At 47.7% G+C, this 20,586-nt stretch carries 14 protein-coding genes; 11 read left to right on the plus strand and 3 right to left on the minus strand.

Annotated elements, in window-relative coordinates:
* Nucleotides 1-105: 105 nt before the first annotated feature.
* The 5 genes from QUB63_RS28170 to QUB63_RS28190 all read left to right on the plus strand — a co-directional run bounded on the left by QUB63_RS28170 (nt 106) and on the right by QUB63_RS28190 (nt 6,491).
* On the plus strand, nt 106-1,215 hold the full coding sequence (locus tag QUB63_RS28170; RefSeq protein WP_332948740.1) for a group II intron reverse transcriptase: 1,110 nt from the start codon (nt 106-108) through the stop codon (nt 1,213-1,215).
* Nucleotides 1,216-1,354: 139 nt separating this feature from the next.
* Nucleotides 1,355-2,548 carry an NAD(P)/FAD-dependent oxidoreductase gene (locus QUB63_RS28175; RefSeq protein ID WP_332948741.1) on the plus strand — a complete coding sequence of 398 codons (1,194 nt, stop codon included), beginning with the start codon at nt 1,355-1,357 and terminating at the stop codon, nt 2,546-2,548.
* A gap of 192 nt (nt 2,549-2,740) precedes the next feature.
* Nucleotides 2,741-4,657 (plus strand): S9 family peptidase, encoded by a 1,917-nt coding sequence (locus QUB63_RS28180; protein WP_332948678.1) that lies wholly within the window; start codon nt 2,741-2,743, stop codon nt 4,655-4,657.
* A gap of 125 nt (nt 4,658-4,782) precedes the next feature.
* Nucleotides 4,783-5,502, plus strand: coding sequence for an HAD-IA family hydrolase (locus QUB63_RS28185; RefSeq protein ID WP_332948679.1), 720 nt, complete (start codon nt 4,783-4,785; stop codon nt 5,500-5,502).
* 212 nt (nt 5,503-5,714) lie between these two features.
* Nucleotides 5,715-6,491 carry an ABC transporter permease gene (locus tag QUB63_RS28190; protein WP_332948680.1) on the plus strand — a complete coding sequence of 259 codons (777 nt, stop codon included), beginning with the start codon at nt 5,715-5,717 and terminating at the stop codon, nt 6,489-6,491.
* A gap of 106 nt (nt 6,492-6,597) precedes the next feature.
* Here QUB63_RS28190 and QUB63_RS28195 read toward each other — a convergent pair whose 3' ends face one another.
* Nucleotides 6,598-8,055: a serine/threonine-protein kinase gene (locus QUB63_RS28195; RefSeq protein WP_332948681.1), complete on the minus strand. Its 1,458-nt coding sequence runs from the start codon at nt 8,053-8,055 to the stop codon at nt 6,598-6,600.
* A gap of 155 nt (nt 8,056-8,210) precedes the next feature.
* The gene (locus QUB63_RS28200; protein ID WP_332948682.1) at nt 8,211-9,215 is read right to left on the minus strand and encodes a LysR family transcriptional regulator; all 1,005 of its coding nucleotides are present in this window, start codon (nt 9,213-9,215) and stop codon (nt 8,211-8,213) included.
* Nucleotides 9,216-9,492: 277 nt separating this feature from the next.
* On the opposite strand from QUB63_RS28200, the gene QUB63_RS28205 reads away from it, so the two are divergent.
* The 6 genes from QUB63_RS28205 to QUB63_RS28230 all read left to right on the plus strand — a co-directional run bounded on the left by QUB63_RS28205 (nt 9,493) and on the right by QUB63_RS28230 (nt 17,907).
* Nucleotides 9,493-10,206 (plus strand): NnrU family protein, encoded by a 714-nt coding sequence (locus QUB63_RS28205; protein ID WP_332948683.1) that lies wholly within the window; start codon nt 9,493-9,495, stop codon nt 10,204-10,206.
* A 45-nt stretch (nt 10,207-10,251) separates the two neighbouring features.
* Nucleotides 10,252-10,629: a thioredoxin family protein gene (locus QUB63_RS28210; protein WP_332948684.1), complete on the plus strand. Its 378-nt coding sequence runs from the start codon at nt 10,252-10,254 to the stop codon at nt 10,627-10,629.
* A gap of 446 nt (nt 10,630-11,075) precedes the next feature.
* The gene (locus QUB63_RS28215; RefSeq protein WP_332948742.1) at nt 11,076-13,121 is read left to right on the plus strand and encodes an NAD(P)H-quinone oxidoreductase subunit 5; all 2,046 of its coding nucleotides are present in this window, start codon (nt 11,076-11,078) and stop codon (nt 13,119-13,121) included.
* A gap of 452 nt (nt 13,122-13,573) precedes the next feature.
* The gene (locus QUB63_RS28220; RefSeq protein ID WP_332948685.1) at nt 13,574-15,160 is read left to right on the plus strand and encodes an NAD(P)H-quinone oxidoreductase subunit 4; all 1,587 of its coding nucleotides are present in this window, start codon (nt 13,574-13,576) and stop codon (nt 15,158-15,160) included.
* 277 nt (nt 15,161-15,437) lie between these two features.
* Nucleotides 15,438-15,638, plus strand: coding sequence for an aldo/keto reductase (locus tag QUB63_RS28225; protein ID WP_332948686.1), 201 nt, complete (start codon nt 15,438-15,440; stop codon nt 15,636-15,638).
* Nucleotides 15,639-15,879: 241 nt separating this feature from the next.
* The gene (locus QUB63_RS28230) at nt 15,880-17,907 is read left to right on the plus strand and encodes a bifunctional serine/threonine-protein kinase/formylglycine-generating enzyme family protein (protein ID WP_332948687.1); all 2,028 of its coding nucleotides are present in this window, start codon (nt 15,880-15,882) and stop codon (nt 17,905-17,907) included.
* A gap of 439 nt (nt 17,908-18,346) precedes the next feature.
* Here QUB63_RS28230 and QUB63_RS28235 read toward each other — a convergent pair whose 3' ends face one another.
* Complete coding sequence (locus QUB63_RS28235; RefSeq protein WP_332948688.1) at nt 18,347-20,122, minus strand: EamA family transporter; 1,776 nt, start codon at nt 20,120-20,122, stop codon at nt 18,347-18,349.
* Nucleotides 20,123-20,586: the final 464 nt, after the last annotated feature.

A 20,586-nucleotide genomic window follows, 5' to 3' on the forward strand; every position in this document is an offset into this window, starting at 1 on the left:
CAAGCACGGTTCGGAGGGGGCTAGTCGGAAAAGGAACCTTCTGGAAACCTCGCTGGCTAGCTACCCACTTTTGACCGCATTAATCACAAAGCATTACTTGACAAAATCAATACCTATCCGCGACTCCAAAGACAAATTAAGTCGTGGCTTAAAAGTGGGATATTAGACCAAGGTGAAATCTTCCCAACCATTGAAGGTACGCCACAAGGAGGGGTTATTTCCCCATTACTGGCTAACATAGCCCTTCACGGAATGGAAGAACGGGTTAAACAATTCGCAGGAAATTCCATTTACCAACGAAGAGAAATCAGTTTAATCCGATACGCCGATGATTTTGTGATTATTCACAAAGACATTGAAGTAATAATAGCCTGTCAGAAGATAATTGCAGAATGGTTAAGTGATTTTGATCTAGAATTAAAGCCAAGTAAAACAAAATTAACCCACACTCTCAATAAATACAATGGAAATGTTGGGTTTGATTTCTTGGGATTCCACATACAACAACATAAGGTAGGCAACTACCGAAGTGCCAAAAATACACACGGAACACCACTTGGTTTTAAAACATTAATCACTCCGTCCAAGCCCAAAATTAAAGCTCATCTTGCGAAAATTGCAGAAGTAATAGACACCCATAACACCGCCCCCCAAGCTGCTCTAATTAGTCGGCTGAATCCAATAATTAGGGGATGGTCAAACTATTACTCAACAGTAGTAAGTAAGGAAACCTTTAAGAAGGTCGATCATCTTACCTACGACAAGTTAAGAGCATGGGCTAGAAGACGGGGAAAAGGTAGCATCAATAAAAACAAATACTGGCGAACAGTAGGAGACAGAAATTGGTGTTTCAGCACAAAAGAAGGTTCAGAGTTAACTCAACACCAAGCAACGCCTATTATAAGGCACGTCAAGGTAAAAGGTAAATCAACACCCTATGACGGTGACTGGATTTATTGGAGCAAAAGACGTGGAGAATACCCTGAAACACCAACAAGAGTGGCAACACTGCTTAAGACACAAAAAGGTAAATGTACTCGCTGTGGTCTGTACTTTACATTTACAGACATTGTAGAAGTTGACCATATCCAACCCCGCTCTCTAGGCGGTAAGGATGAGTATAAAAACCTCCAACTCTTGCATAAACATTGTCACGACACAAAAACGGAAAATGATGGTTCCCTAGACAGAAACTATTATATCAATCCGTTTTGAGTTGTATCCTTAAAAAGGATGGAGTTATCAAGGAGCGGAATGAGGCGAAAGTTTCACGTTCCGTTCTGAAGGAGAGGTAGGGGTAGAAATGCCCCTATCGACTCTAACCTTGCTACCGATCGCCCTCAAACAAAACACCATGGCTCAACAACAACCCCGGATTTGCATTCTCGGCGGAGGCTTCGGCGGACTCCACACAGCCCTGCGCTTGAGTCAGTTACCCTTCTCCAAAACCGAAAAACCCGAAATAGTCCTAGTCGATCGGCGCGATCGATTTTTGTTCGTTCCCCTGCTGTACGAACTCCTGACTGGCGAACTCCAAACCTGGGAAATCGCCCCGCCCTTTGCCGAACTCTTGAAAAACACAGGCGTGCGCTTTTGTCAAGGCACTGTCTCCGGCATCGACGTGGAGGAAAAACGAGTGCAGTTACACGACGGGCCAGAAATTCCGTGCGATCGCCTCGTTTTAGCTTTAGGCGGCGAAACTCCCCTAGATATGGTCAAAGGAGCCGTTGAATACGCTTACTCGTTCCGCACCCTCGACGACGGCTACCGCTTAGAAGAAAGACTGCGGTTTCTCGAAGCCAGCAACACCGATAAAATTCGGATTGCGATCGTCGGCGCCGGTTATTCGGGAGTAGAATTAGCTTGTAAATTAGCCGATCGGCTCGGAGACAAAGGTCGCGTCCGATTAGTCGAGCAAGGCGACACGATTTTGCGGACATCACCCGAGTTCAACCGCGAAGCCGCCAACAAAGCATTAGAAAAACGCAAAGTCTGGATCGACTTAGAAACATCAGTAGAGGCGATCGAATCCGACACCATATCCTTACTCTACAAAGGACAACTAGACGTTCTCCCCGTAGACATAGTATTGTGGACAGTAGGAACCCAAGTTAGTCAAGCAGTGCGATCGCTCCCCCTCAAACAAAACCGCCGCGGTCAATTAATAGTTAATTCCCAGATGCAAATTATCGACCATCCAGACATATTTGCCTTAGGAGACTTAGCCGAATGTCACGACGCAACAGGTCAAAAAGTCCCCGGAACAGCCCAAACAGCCTTCCAGCAAGCTGACTACACCGCCTGGAACATATGGGCATCCCTCACAGGCCGTCCATTACTACCTTTCCGGTATCAGCCGCTAGGAGAAATGATGACATTAGGAATAGACGAAGCTACCCTCACAGGTTTGGGAATAAAACTCGACGGACAACTAGCACACATTGCACGCCGCCTAGCCTATCTCTATCGAATGCCAACATTTGACCACCAACTAAAAGTGGGTTTCAACTGGATTAGCAAACCAATTCAGGATTTGTTAAAAAGCTAATTGTTGACTGTTATACCAATTTATGGGTCATTGCATATATCTCGATCCCCCTAAATCCCCCTTAAAAAGGGGGACTTTAAATACTCTTGTCCCCCCCTTTTTAAGGGGGGCTAGGGGGGATCGGATTCTATACAACTTCATCAAAAAATGCTTGCGCGAATGTAGAGTGTAAAATCTTAGGAAAAATACAAAATGCAAACCTCCACAATTCAACAGCAAAAAACCGAATTTCCACCGTTGATAAAGCGGGAAATTTTATTCGGCAACCCCGAAAAAACTAGCCCCAAACTTTCACCCGACGGCAAATATCTCGCCTACATTGCACCCGACGAAAACAACGTCTTGCAAGTGCAACTGCGTACAGTCGGCCAAGAAGACGATCGCCAATTAACAGCCGATAAAAAACGCGGCATCCGCATCTTTTTCTGGACTTACAGCGGCGAAGAACTCATTTATCTCCAAGATGCCGACGGTGACGAAAACTGGCATTTCTACTCAGTCAATATCCAGTCAAATCTGGTTCGCGACTTGACACCATTTCAAGGCATTCAAGCTCAGCCGATCGCCATTGACCGCAACTTCCCCAATGAAATCTTAGTGGGAATGAACATCCGCGATCGCAGCAAACACGACGTTTACCGCATCAACCTCAAAAATGGTGCAGTTGAATTTGACACCGACAACCCAGGTAACATCGTCCGTTGGATTGCTGACGCCCAATTCCAAGTGCGGGCGGCCACAGCCACAACTGCCGATGGCGGCTCAGAATTGGTGTTTCGGGAAACTCCCGACAAGTCTTGGGAAAGCCTGCGAAGCTGGGGGCCCGATGACGAAGGCGATGCCCTCATGTTCTCAGAAAACGGCAAAATTCTTTACATCATCGGCAATCACGATGCTAACGCCAAACGTTCGATCGCATTCGACTTGGAAACCAAACAAGAAACGGAGATCGCCTCTGACCCAGAATACGATCTTGGCGGTATTGTCGTACACCCCACCAACCGAGAGATTCAGGCGGTTTCCTTCTACAAGGACAAGCAAGAGTGGCAGATTTTAGACCAAAGTATAGCAGAGGATTTTGAGGATCTCGGCAAATTCCGTCCCGGCGAATTCTCCATCACCAGCCGCAACCTCGCCGATACCACTTGGCTAGTCGCTTACATGACAGACGACGGCCCAGTTTATTATTATTCGTTCGATCGCGCCTCCAAAACCTTCACCTTCGTCTTCAGCAACCAACCAAAACTCGAAGGCTTGCCGCTGTCGTCAATGGCACCGATAGCTTACACCGCAAGAGATGGTTTAACCATTCACGGCTACCTGACAAAACCGGTTGGTGCCTCAACACCCGTACCTACAGTCTTGCTAGTTCACGGCGGTCCCTGGGGACGCAATACCTGGGGTTACAACCCACAAGCCCAATGGCTGTCAAACAGAGGTTACGCCGTTTTGCAAATCAATTTTCGCGGTTCCACCGGCTACGGCAAAGCCTTTCTCAATGCCGGCAATCGCGAATGGGCAGGTAAAATGCACGACGACTTGCTGGATGGCGTGAATTGGCTGGTAGAAACAGGAATTGCCCAACAGGATAAAATTGCGATTATGGGCGGTTCCTACGGCGGTTATGCCGCATTAGTAGGAGTGACTTTTAGTCCCGATGTTTTTGCCTGCGCCGTCGATATTGTCGGACCAAGCAATTTGATTACGCTGCTGCAAACTATTCCCCCTTACTGGGAACCGAGAAAAGCAAGTCTGTATCACCGCGTCGGCAATTTGGAAACAGAACCAGAGTTTTTGAAATCGATCTCGCCCTTATTTTTTGTCGATCGCATTCAGAAACCTTTGCTAATCGGTCAAGGTGCCAACGACCCGCGAGTAAAAGTAGCAGAAAGCGAGCAAATTGTCAATGCTATGAAGCAAGCTGGCAAACCTGTAGAATACGTACTTTATACAGACGAAGGACACGGATTTGCGCGCCCGGAAAATCGCCTGCACTTTTACGCGATCGCCGAAGAATTCCTCGCCAAATATTTAGGCGGTCGATTTGAACCTGCGGGCAACATTGCCAATCATTCTGGTGTGGTGAATCCCCAAACAACTCACAACTGACAACATCAGAAACCCTACTTATTAAAGAAGTAGATTATCTAACATCGAGCGCACTTTACCTTTAACAATTGATTGTATTTTCCTTCTTCCTTCTTCCTTCTTCCTTCTTCCTTCTTCCTTCTCAAATGACAAAAATTATTTTTTTAGATGCCGCCGGAACACTCTTTGACGTGCGCGGCAGCGTCGGCGAAGTCTACGCACAACTAGCCAAAAATTTCGGAGTAACAGTTAAGAGTCAAGAATTAAATGCAGCATTTTACCAAAGCTTCGCCTCAGCAAGTCCGATGACATTTCCAGGGATAGAAGCAGCAAAAATTCCCCAGCTAGAATTTGAGTGGTGGCAAACAGTTGCCGCAAAAGCATTCCAAATAGCAGGCATTTTCCACCAATTTTCAGACTTTCCAAAATTCTTTGCCGAACTCTACGCTCATTTTGCCACCGCCGAACCTTGGTTCGTCTATCCTGACGTATTCCCAGCCTTAAATAAGTGGCAGCAACAAGGAATTGAATTAGCAGTAGTCTCAAATTTCGATTCGCGACTTTATCCAGTATTAAAAGCACTCAACTTAGCAGAATATTTCACATCAGTGACCATTTCCACCGAAGTAGGTGCAGCCAAACCTCAGCCGGAAATTTTCACCGCAGCTTTGCAAAAGCACAACTGCACAGCCGAGAACGTGTTGCATATCGGCGACAGCTTCAAAGCAGATTATTGCGGTGCCAAAGCCGCAGGCTTAAAAGCAATTTGGTTGAACCGAGAACAGGAAAAAGTAAAATCCGGCAAATTGCCTTTAGCTGAAACGAAATTAGAACAGTGCAGCAGCCTTGATTATTTGGCAATTTAACTTGATAATGAGCAAGATGTAATATCATGTCCGGTCAATTACCCGCAATACAAAAGGTGTCGATCGTTCGGACTTTAGTCCTCAGAAATGCGGACTAAAGTCCGAAGGATCAAACCAATCTTAGTACGGTCATTCGATCGGACATGATATAATATTTAGTCCCGTTAATTGACAGGACTTGATATCAATTATGCAAATTACCTCGCCCAACCATGAAAAAAACCTCAATTCAAACTATACTAACAGACACAATCACCGTGTTTTGGGGAGAATGGCTAGATTTGCGAGTCCGAATCCTGCCCATTGCCGCTGCTGGTTTAACATCCCCATTAATTTACATTCTAGCTTTTGGTTTCGGGTTGGGCAGTTCCATGCCTAAACCTGCAATCGGCGGCAATTATCTAGAATTCATGCTGCCGGGAATGGTTGCACTTTCATCGATGACAGTAAGTTTTACCGGCACAGTATTTTCAATTTGCGGCGAACGCCTTTATAGTAAAACATTTGAGGAATTGCTGCTGCTGCCAGTACACCCGTTAGCTTTGCACGCGGGCAAAATGCTAGCAGGAATACTGCGGGGAATGCTAACTTCAGTTTCCGTGATTTTAGTAGCAGTTTTGTTTACTCAAAAACTGGTATTTCTGAATCCGCTATTTTTGTTAACGCTCGTTCTCAACTGCGCTGTATTTTCCGGGATGGGAGTGATAGTGGGATTAACCGTAAAATCTCTCGAATCAGTCGGCTTGTACAACAATTTTCTGATAACTCCGATGTCATTTTTAGGAGCGACATTTTTCGACCCAGCGTCGCTGCCGGTAGCCCTGAAAGGAATAGTTTATCTCTTGCCGCTGACTTATGCCAGCATTGGATTGAGAGCCGCTGCTTACGATATGGCAAAATTTCCTTGGTACAGCATACCTGTTTTGTTAGTGGCTGCGATCGCCTTTTCTGCGATCGGCGCCCGCCAGTTTTCTACCCAGCAAGACTGAATTACAAACCTGTAATGAAATAGTTTGATCGTTCGGACTTTAGTCCTCGGAAAGAAGGACTAAAGTCCGAAGGATCAAACCCGGCCTCTCGAACCTCAAATAAGGCTTAAAAAATATTAGAAAGTAAATTATAAATCAAGCGAAAAATAGCTGTTGTAGCGATCGCCCCCAAAGCCGCCAACCATCCCACAAACAACACGCCTGTGAAAGGAGAATTCGGATAAATCGTAACTGCCGCGCGCAAAGCCGGGAAAAACCACAGCACAGCCAGAGTACCTGCGCTAATAATCAGCATCTCAGTTTGCTCGATCGCCCTGCGGTACTGGCCGTAAATCAGACCCCCCACCATCATCCCCAACAATCCGATGCTAAGGCCTGGAGATGGCAGCAAACTCGTCAGGGCGATCGCCAGCAACCCCCCCTCAAAACCCGTAAACGCAGCCCCTCCCAAAATATCCCAAATCGAAAAAGCCCGTCTCTGCCCAGGTTGCAGATTTCCCGGAGGAGTCGCGGGAACAGGCACAGGAGCCTGCTGAGTCGGGGGCGGCGGCTGACTCTGTAGGGGAGTCGGAGTCCGTACTGCCGGGGGCTGCACGACGATGGTAGGCTGTTGAGAATTGTATTTCAGAGCCGCTTCCACCTCCGCCGCAGATTGAAAGCGCTGACTGGGAGCCGGCAACAACATTCGATCGAGAACTTGAGCCAAACGCGAGCTTACCTGCACGCGCGATCGCCAATTCCACTCATTTTGATAACTATCAAACAACTCCGTCGGCTGCAAACCGCTGAGCAAAGTAATGCAAGTCACAGCCAAAGCATAAAAATCCGTTGCTGGATAAACCTCTTGTCCATTCATCTGTTCTGGCGGAGCGTAACCCAAAGAATAAATACCAGTCGAAGCTTTAGAAGTGCCCGCAGTTTGCGTCACCTGTTTAACAGCCCCAAAATCTAATAAATAAAGCCGACCATTTTTAGCCCGCATAATATTAGCAGGTTTAATATCCCGGTGAATCGAACCGCGAGAGTGCACAAAATCGAGAACCTTCAAAATTTCCCGCAGCACCTCCATCGTTTCCGCTTCCGAAAACTTGCCTTTAACAGCAAGTTCCTCCTCCAAATTTTCACCGTCAATAAATTCTTGAACCAGATAGAAAAACTGATCGTTTTTCCCCGGCTGCAAACTCGGAACAGTCAGCTCAAAAAACGCCAGCAAACTCGGAATTTGCGAATGTTCGTTTCCCAGTTCTTCCAGCACCGCCGCTTCCCGTTCAAACAGAGTTTGAGCAATTTTTAGCTGTGCCGGAGTCAGATTTACCGACGGCTGCAAAAGTTTAGCAACGCACTGCCGCATCGCCGGAGTATAGCGGTCTCTGGCCAAAAATGCCGCCCCAAAACCCCCTTGACCCAACAACCTCACGGGCAAATAGCGGCCGCTCAAAATCAGGGGCATTCCGCAAGTCGTGCAAAACTTTTGCTGCACCGTTTTCAGCATCGAACTGTCATCGAGATCGGAAAAATTGTTTTGAGGGCGCGGGCAGCCCGGGCGGGTGCAGTAAACTTCCATTTTGGTTTGCTAATTGGGAATTGGTAATTGGTAATAGGGAATGGGTAATAGGGAATTGGGAATTGGTAAGAAAGCCAATTTTTCCAGGGGTTATCAAACCAGATTTTAATCTCTCAACTAACCGCGAACGGCGCGCCTGCCAGCGACCTAAGAAATTAACTTACCCCTGAGTTGGGAGTTGCTATTTCTATGAGTCCCACATCGATCGCCGGAGGTTCTTTCTTCTCCTGGGTAGTGGAATAAGTAGCAAATGTTGGCAAAATTTCATTGCTGAAAGCCTCAGCAGCTTTAGAACGGTAGCGGTTGGGGTTGTAAATCAGCGACAAAATCCGAGTTACTAAAACTTCGTCCATTTGAGATTTGTGCAAGACGCCCATGAGCAACTCTTTTTCGATCGCCGAAACCGAGACAAAAGCAGCGCCCAGCCCCGACTGAACGGCATTTTTAATGGCTTCGATCGAATTTAGTTCCATCTCGATTTTCAGGCGGCGCGTGTCAATGCCGCAGCGAGTCAGCACCTGATCGATGACTTTGCGGATAGTAGACTGCGAATCCAGGGATATAAACTGCAATTTGTAAAGGTCTTCTTTTTGGATAGTTTCTTGTTGTACCATCGGGTGAGACGGAGGGAGAATCAGAGCCAGTTCGTCCTCAGCGTAAGGAACAATTTCTAAAGCTTCTACAAGTTCGGTAGGGATTTCTCCGCCAACAATTGCCAAGTCAATTTGCCCGTTGGCCACACTCCACGCCGTGCGGCGGGTCGAATGCACGTGAAGCTGTACCGCTACATCCGGGTACTTTTGGCGAAACATCCCGATCATCCGGGGCAGCAAATACGTCCCCGTTGTTTGAGAAGCGCCGACGATCAAAGTACCGCCTTGGAGATTTTGCAAGTCTTCGAGAGCTCGACAAGTTTCTTGACAAAGCGATAAAATTTTCTCGCCGTAACTCAGCAGCAGGTGTCCGGCTTCGGTCAGTTGAGCCCGCCGCCCCCCCCGGTCAAACAGCGGCACGTCCAACTGTCTCTCTAAGTTTTGCACCTGCAAGCTAACTGCTGGCTGGGATACGTAGAGGCTGTCGGCGGCGCGTTTGAAGCTTCCTTCAGAGGCGATCGCCTTGAGAATGCGTAACTGGTCTAAAGTGAAAGGAAGGTCAGACATATATCTAATTGTCAATTGTCAGTTGTCAGTTAACTGTTGACGGTTGACGGTTGACGGTTGACGGTTGACGGTTGACTGCCATCGGCAAACAGCGAACAGCAAACAGCGAACAGTCAACAGCGAACAGCCAACAGCGAACAGCGAACAGTCAACAGCGAACAGTCAACAGTCAACAGTCAACTGACAACAGTTAACTGACTGATAACCGCTGAATGCTCCTATAGATACTTTGTGACACAATTTGGCCGCGAATCAATAACTTTTCTTAATATTTGCAATGACGATCGACTTAGCGCTTGACTCCCACTTAGTTATTCTCGGACTTTTATTCGGTTTTGCGATCGCCCACAGCGGTTTAGCAGCCCTGCGCCCGAAAGGTGAAAAGCTGATCGGGCCGAGACTTTACCGCGTTTTGTTTGCCCTTGTCAGTTTGCCGCTGGCGGTGATTTTGGTTGTCTACTTTTTCAACCACCGCTACGACGGCGTGCAGCTTTGGCAAGTACAGGGAGTACCCGGAGTTAAACCAGTGGTTTGGATACTTTCGGCAATTTCCTTTCTGTTTCTGTACCCAGCAACCTTCAACCTCCTAGAAATTGCCGCCATCCAAAAGCCGGAAGTTCACCTCTACCAAGCCGGCATCATCCGCATCACCCGTCACCCGCAAATGGTGGGACAGGTGATTTGGTGCGTGGCCCACACCCTGTGGATCGGCACTAGCTTTACCCTCGTCACTTCCATCGGTTTGGTACTTCACCACCTGTTCGGAGTGTGGCACGGCGACAGCCGGCTGCGGGCTCGTTTTGGCGAATCCTTTGAAACCATCAAATCTCAAACCTCAATTATTCCATTTTTGGCAATCCTGCAAAAGCGTCAAACCCTTGATTTGCTTGAATTTCTGCGCCCTTCCTACGTAGGTGTAGCCATTTTTACGGGCCTGCTGTGGAAAATTCATCCTTTTTTGATACGTGTCACGGGCAACATATACTGGTAGCATGATCCCTAGGATAGAAAAAAAATTATTAAATTTTGAGGGCTCATGGTGTTGTCGGTTAGCGAACGCACTTTTGCACAAGAGGTGTTTCAAGCCTCTACCCCCGTTTTAGTTCACTTTTGGGCGCCTTGGTGCGGTTTGTGCCGCGCGATCGACCCCACGCTTGCGACTTTTGAGGCACAGTGGGCAGGAAAAGTCAAGCTCCTAGGGGTGAATGCCGATCAAAGTTTGAAGTTGGCCAACACTTATCGGCTGACAAGTCTGCCGACGCTGATTTTGTTTGAGGGCGATCGAGTTCTATTTAGATTTGAACAGTATCAAGGACGCGAGGAACTGCGGCGGACTCTGGATTCCTGGATGCTCGCTGCTCAAAAATCTTCCAACTCTCAACTGTTGCAACCCCAGCCAGCAGCCAACAGGTAACGGCTCAAAGGCATTCGGCTCTTGTGTCGCAGGTATTCGGCTTTTACGTAGAAGCCTGAAGAAATTTCCCCTTTGTCGATCGACCCTCCGACACTCACATTCCTGGACGCACTGGCTGTGAGAAACCGGGTTTCTTGTCAGAGAATGACGCTCAAAGCCTAGGTTTTTGTCAAGAAACTCGGTTTCTTTGCTTTTTTTTGACCTTAGTCAAAACTAAAATAAATCTCGCAGTCTTGGAATCACAAGGATGCGAGATTTGTATATCTATCTTTTGGCATAGATTTAAAGCGAACTAGATCGCCAACCTAAGCAGCAATTCTTAAGTATTGTCGATCGGCAATACTTAAGAATTGCAGCGAGTATTTCTGCCCAGTCGCGCCGGCGTGTGTCACAATTGTTTACAGTTTTGGCAATATCTAGTAGAAACTTTAAACTACCTATCAGTCATGGAACTGCTTTATCAATACGCTTGGCTGATTCCAGTCCTGCCGCTGGCAGGCGCAATGCTAGTAGGTTTAGGCTTAATCACCTTTAACCAGGCCACCAACAAACTCCGACAAGCGAATGCGATATTAATCGTATCCGCGCTCGGAGGGTCAATGGTACTCTCTTTCGCATTGCTGTGGAGTCAACTACAGGGCCACGCACCCTACACCCGCACCCTTCAGTGGGCTTCTGCTGGCGACTTCTCGCTGAACATGGGCTATATCATCGACCCCCTCACGTCGGTAATGCTGGCGATCGTCACCACGGTCGCCTTTTTGGTGATGATTTACACCGACGGCTACATGGCACACGATGACGGGTACGTGAGATTTTACGCCTACCTGAGCATCTTCAGCGCCTCAATGCTAGGTCTAGTAATCAGCCCCAACATCGTTCAGATTTACATTTTCTGGGAACTGGTAGGTATGTGTTCGTACCTGCTAGTCGGATTTTGGTACGATCGCAAACCAGCAGCAGACGCCTGCCAAAAAGCCTTCGTCACCAACCGCGTCGGCGACTTCGGCCTGCTGCTGGGCATCCTCGGCATTTACTGGGCCACCGGCAGCTTTGAATTCAGCGTCATGGGCGATCGCCTGCACTCTTTAGTCGAATCCGGTGCTTTGAGCGCAACTCTAGCGACAATCTTCGGAGTCCTGATATTCTTGGGCCCAGCAGCCAAATCCGCTCAATTCCCCCTCCACGTCTGGCTCCCAGACGCCATGGAAGGCCCGACACCAATTTCAGCTCTGATCCACGCCGCCACGATGGTAGCCGCGGGCGTCTTCCTGATCGCTCGGATGTACCCAGTGTTTGAAGGCTTGCCGGCAGTCATGAATTTGATCGCCTGCACCGGCTGTTTTACGGCATTTCTGGGGGCTTCGATCGCAATTACCCAAAATGACATCAAAAAAGGCCTCGCCTACTCCACCATCTCCCAATTGGGCTACATGGTAATGGCAATGGGAGTCGGCGCCTACAGTGCCGGACTCTTCCACTTGATGACCCACGCTTACTTCAAAGCAATGCTGTTCCTGTGTTCTGGTTCAGTCATTCACGGCATGGAAGATGTCGTCGGGCACAACCCCGCCCTCGCTCAAGACATGAGAGTCATGGGCGGCTTGCGCAAATATATGCCGATTACCGCTACTTGCTTTTTAATCGGCAATTTAGCAATCTGCGGCATTCCGCCGTTTGCAGGTTTTTGGTCAAAAGACGAAATTCTTGCCCAAGCTTTCCAAGCAAATCCCGCTCTGTGGGCTGTGAGCTGGCTGACTGCGGGGATGACCGCGTTTTATATGTTCCGGATGTATTTCAGCACCTTTGAGGGCGAATTCCGAGGCAATGACAGCGCCATCAAGCAACAACTCCTGCAACCGGGTGTGGTTTTCGGGCCCGGAGCGATGAATGTTAAGGAATTGGCATCAACTGGCGAAAGTCACGGCGAACACGACCATTTCCCTCACGAATCTCCTCTGACAATGGCTCTGCCTTTAGTGTTGTTGGCAGTACCTTCTGTGTTTATCGGTTTTGTGAATACGCCGTTTGCCAATTATTTCGAGCAGTTTGTTCGCGCGCCAGGGGAGTCTCTGGAAGAAGTTTTGGAACACGCTGCGGAGTTCGATTTGACGGAATTTCTGATTATGGGCGGCAGTTCTGTAGGTATTGCTTTGCTTGGCATTACTTTGGCTTCTCTGATGTATTTGAGCCGGAAAATTGATGCTGGGGCGATCGCCCAAAAAATCAAACCGCTCTACGAGTTCTCCCTCAACAAGTGGTATCTCGACGATATCAACGAAGTTCTCTTCGTCAAAGGCAGCCGCCGTTTAGCGCGACAAGTCATGGAAGTGGATTTGCGAGTTGTCGATGGTGTCGTCAACTTGACAGGGTTTCTCACCCTGGTTAGCGGCGAAGGTTTGAAATACTTTGAAAACGGTCGCGCTCAATTTTATGCCCTGATTGTGTTTGTCGCAGTTCTGGGTTTTGCGATCGTTTCTGGAGTCAGCTAAATCTTTCGGAAAACTCCACCGCCTATTGGTCTCAACAATCGCCTGAAACCTTTTTTCTTTCTCGTTTACTGCCGAGGTCTGATCCCCCTCGCATCCCCGATCGAAGACCCACTTTGAGCAGACTCTTGTCCCCCCCTTTTTAAGGGGGCATAGGGGGGATCGGGCCTCAGCGATCGACGAGAGATACAAAGGTCTTTCAGGTTAAGTTAAGACCGCTGGCCATTGCCCTATCCCCACCAGGAGATATTTGAAGAAATGGTATTAGCTCAATAACTCAGAATTGACAATTAGCAAATAGAAATAAATCTTGCATGAAACTCAACTTTTGCGATCGCACAAATCGTCGCAAACATTGCAAAAAAAAATATTCCGTCTAAAGAAAGTATAAAATTTAGACCAAAATTGCCAAAATATGTTTAAACCTAATAACTGATGGATCATTTTAAAACGCAATGGATACAGCTAATTTTCCCTGGTTAACAACAACAATTCTGTTTCCCATTGCTGCGTCCCTGCTAATTCCTTTGATTCCCGATAAGGATGGCAAGACGGTGCGGTGGTATGCACTAATTGTCGGTTTGCTCGATTTTGCCCTGCTTGTTTACGCTTTTTGCACTCAGTACGACTTCAGCAATCCAGACTTGCAACTGGTAGAAAGTTATACTTGGGTTCAGCAACTCGATTTAAATTGGTCAGTGGGTGCTGACGGTTTGTCGATGCCGCTGATTTTGCTGACTGGTTTTATTACTACGCTGGCTACTTTAGCAGCTTGGCCTGTCACATTTAAACCCAAGCTATTTTACTTTTTGATGCTGACAATGTACGGCGGCCAAATCGCAGTTTTTGCCGTACAGGATATGTTGTTGTTTTTCCTGGTTTGGGAACTGGAATTAGTCCCGATTTACCTGATTTTGTCAATCTGGGGCGGCAAGAAGCGCCTCTACGCAGCAACTAAGTTTATCTTGTACACGGCTGGCGGTTCGCTTTTTATTTTGGTGGGCGCGCTGGCGATGGCGTTTTACGGCGATACGGTGACTTTCGATATGCGGGCGATCGCAGCCAAAGAATTCGCCCCCAATGTAGAATTGCTCCTGTACACAGGTTTCTTAATAGCTTACGGCGTCAAACTGCCAATTTTTCCCCTGCACACTTGGCTCCCTGACGCCCACGGCGAAGCAACCGCACCAGCCCATATGTTGCTAGCAGGAATTCTCCTGAAAATGGGCGGCTACGCCTTGCTGCGGATGAATGCGGGAATGCTCCCCGATGCTCACGCTATTTTCGCACCCATCTTAGTAATTTTGGGTGTAGTTAACATTGTTTACGCCGCCTTAACTTCCTTTGCTCAGCGCAATTTGAAGCGAAAAATTGCTTATTCTTCAATTTCGCACATGGGGTTTGTGCTGATTGGGATAGCTTCGTTTACCGATTTGGGAGTTAGCGGCGCCATGCTGCAAATGGTTTCCCACGGTTTGATCGGGGCGAGTTTGTTCTTTATGGTAGGATGCACTTACGATCGCACTCACACGCTCATGCTGGACGAAATGGGCGGAGTCGGCAAGAAAATGCGCAAGGTTTTCGCGATGTGGACTGCTTGCTCTATGGCTTCTTTGGCATTGCCGGGAATGAGCGGTTTTGTCGCAGAATTGATGGTATTTGTAGGCTTTGCCACTAGCGACGCTTACAATCCCGTGTTTAAGGTTTGCGTGGTGTTTCTGGCTGCTGTCGGGGTGATTTTGACTCCGATTTATTTGCTGTCGATGCTGCGGGAAATCTTCTACGGGCCTGAAAATAAGGAATTATCCGAACATGAAGAGTTGGTGGATGCGGAACCGCGAGAAGTGTTTATTATTGCGGCTTTGTTAGTACCGATTATTGGCATTGGCTTGTATCCAAAGATGCTCACTCAAGTTTACGATGCGACTACTATACAGTTGACTGCCAAATTGCGGGATTCTGTGCCTGCTCTGGTGGCTAAGGCTGCTGGGGATAAAACTGTGTCTTTGAGGGCTCCGGCGATCGAACCGAGCAAGTTGTGATTTGATTTATTGTAGGGTGCGCCGCAGCGCACCTTACGGCTAAAATTGGCAGATTAGAAACCCGGTTTATCCAACAAACCGGGTTTTTGTTTGGCTTATTTTTTAGAGAAGTTAAGATAGAATAAGACCGAATGAACCGCGAAGACGCTTTCATGCGCGAAGGCAGAGAAAGAGAGATAAGATGGCGGTTGAAACAGCTTCTATACAAAGGAAGTCCGCTCCAAGCGGTGTAAAGAATATCGCGTAATTTTAACCGCGAGCGTCTTCTATTCCTAATGTGGCGGTACGCTATATTTTAGACCAGCCTGCTGTGGCGGGTGCGATCGTCGGTGCGCGGTTGGGTGTTTCCCAACATTTGGCGGATAATGCTAGGGTGTTTAATTTGGTGCTGGATGCTGCTGATGTCGATCGGCTCAACCCAATTTTTGAGAAATCTAGGGATTTGTATGAGTCGATCGGGGACTGCGGCGGCTACTAGCGCAGGTAATGGGTTTGCGATAATTTGTCGATCGGGCTATTATCTTTTGCCAGGAAATCGATTTATTGTGGTTGAGTCAGATTTAAATTCCGCTTCTACCTTTGGAGGCGGGTAATGCCCGCCCTACAGTCCATTACCAATTACCTTTTTCCCAATTACCAATTTTTATAAATCCATCAGGAGGCAAATAGACATAAAAGATATATCATAACCTTAACCGGATCATTTCTTCCCCAAGGATATGTTCTACTGTTCTAATCCAAAGTGCTCTCATCCTTTCAACCCCGACAACTCTAAATTTTGTCAGAGTTGCGGCTCGCAAAACCTCAGCCCTCTGTTCAGAAACCGCTACCGCGTGATTCGACTGTTGGGCGAGGGGGGATTTGGCAGAACTTATGAAGCGGTAGATACCGATCGCATGGACGATCCCTGCGTCATCAAGCAGTTTGTACCCCAAGTTCAGGGAACATCAGCACTTCAAAAGGCTACAGAACTGTTTAAGCAAGAAGCAAAACGACTTTACGAACTCGGCGAACATCCCCAAATTCCTAGATTAATTGCTTATTTTGAACAAGACAAGCGACTTTATTTAGTACAAGAGTTGATTGAGGGGCAAAATTTACTCGCTGAATTAACTCAGCAGGGCGTTTTTAGCGAAGAAAAAATTTGGCAGTTGCTGGCAGATGTTTTGCCGATTCTGAAATTTGTGCACGATCGCAAAGTCATTCACCGAGACATCAAACTTGAGAATATCATCCGCCGCCGCACTTCCCCTAACTCATCTCTATTGGCGGGAAATTTTCGCAATTCCGCTTGGAGGAGGGGAGGGCTCCGAGAGTTAGTTTTGATAGATTTCGGCGTTTCCAAACAAGTGACGGGCTCGCTGATGAGCCAAGTAGGTACCACCGTAGGAACGCCCGGATATTCCCCGCTGGAACAAATGCGGGGTCAAGTTTTCCCGGGAAGCGATTTGTACAGTTTGGGGATAACTTGCCTGAGACTGCTAACTCAATGTTTGCCAAAAGTTGACGGTTCCGATGACCTTTATGACCCGATCAATGGCGGCTGGATTTGGAGAGAACGCTTGCCCGCCGGCACAAAAATCAGCAGCGAGTTGGCAAAAATTTTAGATAAATTAATCCAAGATTATCTCAAAAATAGATATCAATCTGCTGATGAAGTAATCAAAGCTTTAAATCTCTATTCTTTACCTCCCCAACCCCATTTTGTCAAGGGGGGACAACTTGCTTTAAATTCTGCTCGCACCAAGGGAGGCCCACCGCCCCTAAATGCTTATCTGACTGAAGGAGGACAACTTGCTATCAATACCCCGCTCAATCACAGCGGGCAAATCAACAGCAATATCTCTGTCAATCCGAGGGTAAAATCTCACACAAATCCGCCTCATAACCAGGGAGCGCCAAAGATTGCTGCTGTTAAAAGCAGTTTTGAATTTCAGGTGGTGACAGTAGATAATCGCGGGCAGCAAACTAATGTTAAGAGCGGCAAAGCGCGTTTTTTTGAAGAACATCTCGGTCGCGGTACAGTCATGGAAATGGTATCTGTTCCAGGCGGTACTTTCTTGATGGGTACCCCAAAAGATCGGGGTGACAGCGACGAAAAACCGCAGCACACAGTAACTTTAGCATCTTTTTATATTGGCAAATTTCCAGTCACTCAGGCACAGTGGACAGCAGTTGCAGCGCTCCCAGAAATTAAAATATTTCTCAATCCCGATGCTGCCCGTTTTAAAGGGGCAAATCGACCGATAGAGAATGTATCTTGGTACGAAGCGGTGGAGTTTTGCGCTAGACTTTCTCGGAAAACTGGTAAGAATTATCGCTTGCCTAGCGAGGCCCAATGGGAATATGCTTGTCGGGGAGAAACTACGACGCCGTTTCACTTTGGGGAAACGATTACCAGCGAGTTAGCAAATTACAACGGAAATTCTAATTACGCTGACGCGCCGAAGGGAGTTTATCGCTTTCAAACTACAGATGTGGGCAGTTTTAAACCGAATGCTTTCGGATTGTACGATTTGCACGGAAATGTTTGGGAATGGTGCGCGGATTCTTGGCACAATAATTACAACGGTGCGCCTGTTGATGGCAGCGTTTGGGAGTCTGGCGGCGACTTGTCGCTGAGGTTGTTGCGGGGAGGTTCTTGGAACGATCATCCTCCGAATTGTCGCAGCGGGTGCCGCCTCAGGTATCAGCCGGATTGCAAGGCTAGTATTGTGGGTTTTCGTGTGGTTGTTTCTGTTGTTTGATAAGAAGTAGTCAGTAGTCAGTAGTCAGTAGTCATCAGGAAGAAGGAAGCTTTTTACAGAGGCATATTTTACGCTTAATTAGTAATCAAAATGGGAGGACTCGCATTCCCCACTACAAACACTTTCTAAAACAAGTTCGTAGTGAGGAATTTATTCCTCAAAATCCTAGGACTAAAGTCCTCACTACAAACAGCAGTTTTTACCAGAAAGAATTGGTTTAAAGCCTCTTCCTTGTAGGGAGAAATTAAAATCAGACGATTCATTACTCCAATCCTCGGACTTCCTTTGTCAACTGTCAACCCTTCGACTTCGCTCAGCGCAAGCTGTCAACTGTCAACCCTTCGGCTTCGCTCTTCGGGCGAGCTGTCAACTGTCAACTATCAACTGTCACAGGTCAACTGTCAACTGTCACAGGTCAACTGTCAACTGTCAACTGAACTTAAGTAGCCTTCTTCTGAGGAGCCACCATGCGTTCTACACTCATAGCAGCCACGCTCAACGTCACTACAGCCATGCCGAGAATTGCCACAGGCTGCAACTTCTCATTGATAATTAGAAACCCGAAGAGTGCGGTCATCGCTGGCCCCAAAGTGCCAATTACTGACGCTAAGGCCGCCCCCGCGAACCGGATGGCAAAATTGTTCAAAAGATAGCTAAACAGCGTCAGCACCCCTAAAACAACGCCTCCCACAATCAAACCCGGCCAAACATTTTGGTCGATTTTAGGAGCAAAGTTTTCCGACAGCGGCACCCACAAACTCAGGGAGGAAAATACAAAAATCGCCGCGAAATTAACTAAACTAAAAGGAATCGGGTGCAGCTTGCCCGCGGCCATTTGCGTCAGCAATACGTAACCTGCAAAGGTAATCCCAGAAAATAGTGCTGCGGTGACTCCTACCTCGACATTGCCACCGCCCGGAGCTGGCGCAGCAAAACTCGGCGATCCAGCTAAAATCAGACCGAGGGTAATCCCGCCGATCGCCAAAAAGCCGATCGTGCTGGGGCGAGCACCAAACAATAGCCAAGAACCGAGTACGGTGACGATCGGGTAAATAAAGAAAATCGTAATCGCAATCCCCGCCGGAATATTGCCGATCGCCAAATAAATCAAAACCTGAGACAAAAACAGAAAAAATGCGCTTCCTAAAACCTTGCTCCACAAAGCTCGATCGCCCGACTGGAACAACCGTCTAATATCTTTCCAGACATTCGGATACAGAAAAGTCGCCAATACCGGCATCAAAGCCATCACCACGATCAGCCGCATCAACAAAATCAACAAAGAATTTCCAAAACCCGGAGTCACAACTCCCGGAAGTTCAAACAAGCCAAAAATCATCCGAGGATTTCTGCTTTTAATTAGAATTCTCAAACAAACATTAAACAGCGACAATACCACCGCCGAAGACAAAGCCAGAATCAAACCAGCCTGCACTTGAGAACCTGCTTTTGCGGGCGCACTCGGCGCTGCTGAGGGCTGCGGCACGGCTTGCCGCGGCGCATCCGCAGGTGCTGGCTGCAGAACTTGCGGGCGGACAGAATTAACAGAATTAGTTGATTCCTCGGGATAGGAATCTCGAGCATCAAAAGGATTGTCAAGATATTCTTCTTCTTCTTCTAGTTCTTGCCTGATGCGGTTTACTAGATTTTGTAACAGCTCTTCCCCTTGCAGTTCTAGGGTTTTCATGTTGTTGAGCCGCACGGAGAGCTCGCTTTCGTAGCTGCTCAAATCTTGTTCCAGCATCTGGAAACTGCGATCGATCCGCTCATCCAGAGCCGCCAGCAACTCCGAGGCCCGCTCGTCGTAGTTGCTCGGCGGCATGGGTATCGGGAACTCCCCGCTGGGAATTGGGCTGCTGAGAGAATGTCCCGAGTTAGCGCTGAGTTCGTTGAACCGCTGCACCAACAAATCTTGCAAATTGTGAGCCAAAACTTGAGCCAACTGCTTCAGCCACAATTGCTGCTGCTGAATGTATCGCCCAGACAGAGATTCCATTTGCTGAGACTGCAATTTGCGATATTGCTCCCGGAGGTCTTCAATATCGTCTATCAGGTGATTTTTTTCACTTTGCAGCCGAGTAATGTCCTGATTTAACTGGCCTTTTACATTTTGATGCAAAGCGTCCAATTCCTGAATCACTGAGTGGAGGACTTCTTCTGCTGATTGTGCATCCCCTGGGTCGTCTTTTGACGAGTATACGTTCCGCTGCGCCATTAGCCTATAACCTCTAATTTAAACTGCACGTGAGAGTGTTCTTAAGTATTTTGGCTGCATCAGGTCGCAAGTTCTAGTGAGTCGGTCTAAAAGATTGCGGACACTGTTTAATCAATAGTAGTCGCTAAGCTAGAAATGTGAGAAAATTGCGTCCGCCCCAAGAACACTTTGTGCAATTAGAAATCATACTACAGCTTGACCTCTGTGCAGGTTGCTCTTGGTAATTCTCGCATCTAACGATCGCCGATCGCACCCGAATCACAAGCCTCCGATCCCGTTCCCCGACAGCTAAATTTGATTGTGGGGCCCACACTCAAGGCTCCTCAAGGGATAATTCGATCCCGCAGCCAGAAACCCGGTTTCTTTTCCCCGCGTCTCGGACGCACTCCCGCACCCAGATTTATGATGTTAAAATTTCCGATCTGAAAGCTCGCCAAAATTTTAAGAGGCGATCGCACCCTCAA

Origin of the sequence: Microcoleus sp. ARI1-B5, from assembly GCF_036705795.1 — a bacterium.
Lineage (GTDB): Bacteria > Cyanobacteriota > Cyanobacteriia > Cyanobacteriales > Microcoleaceae > Microcoleus.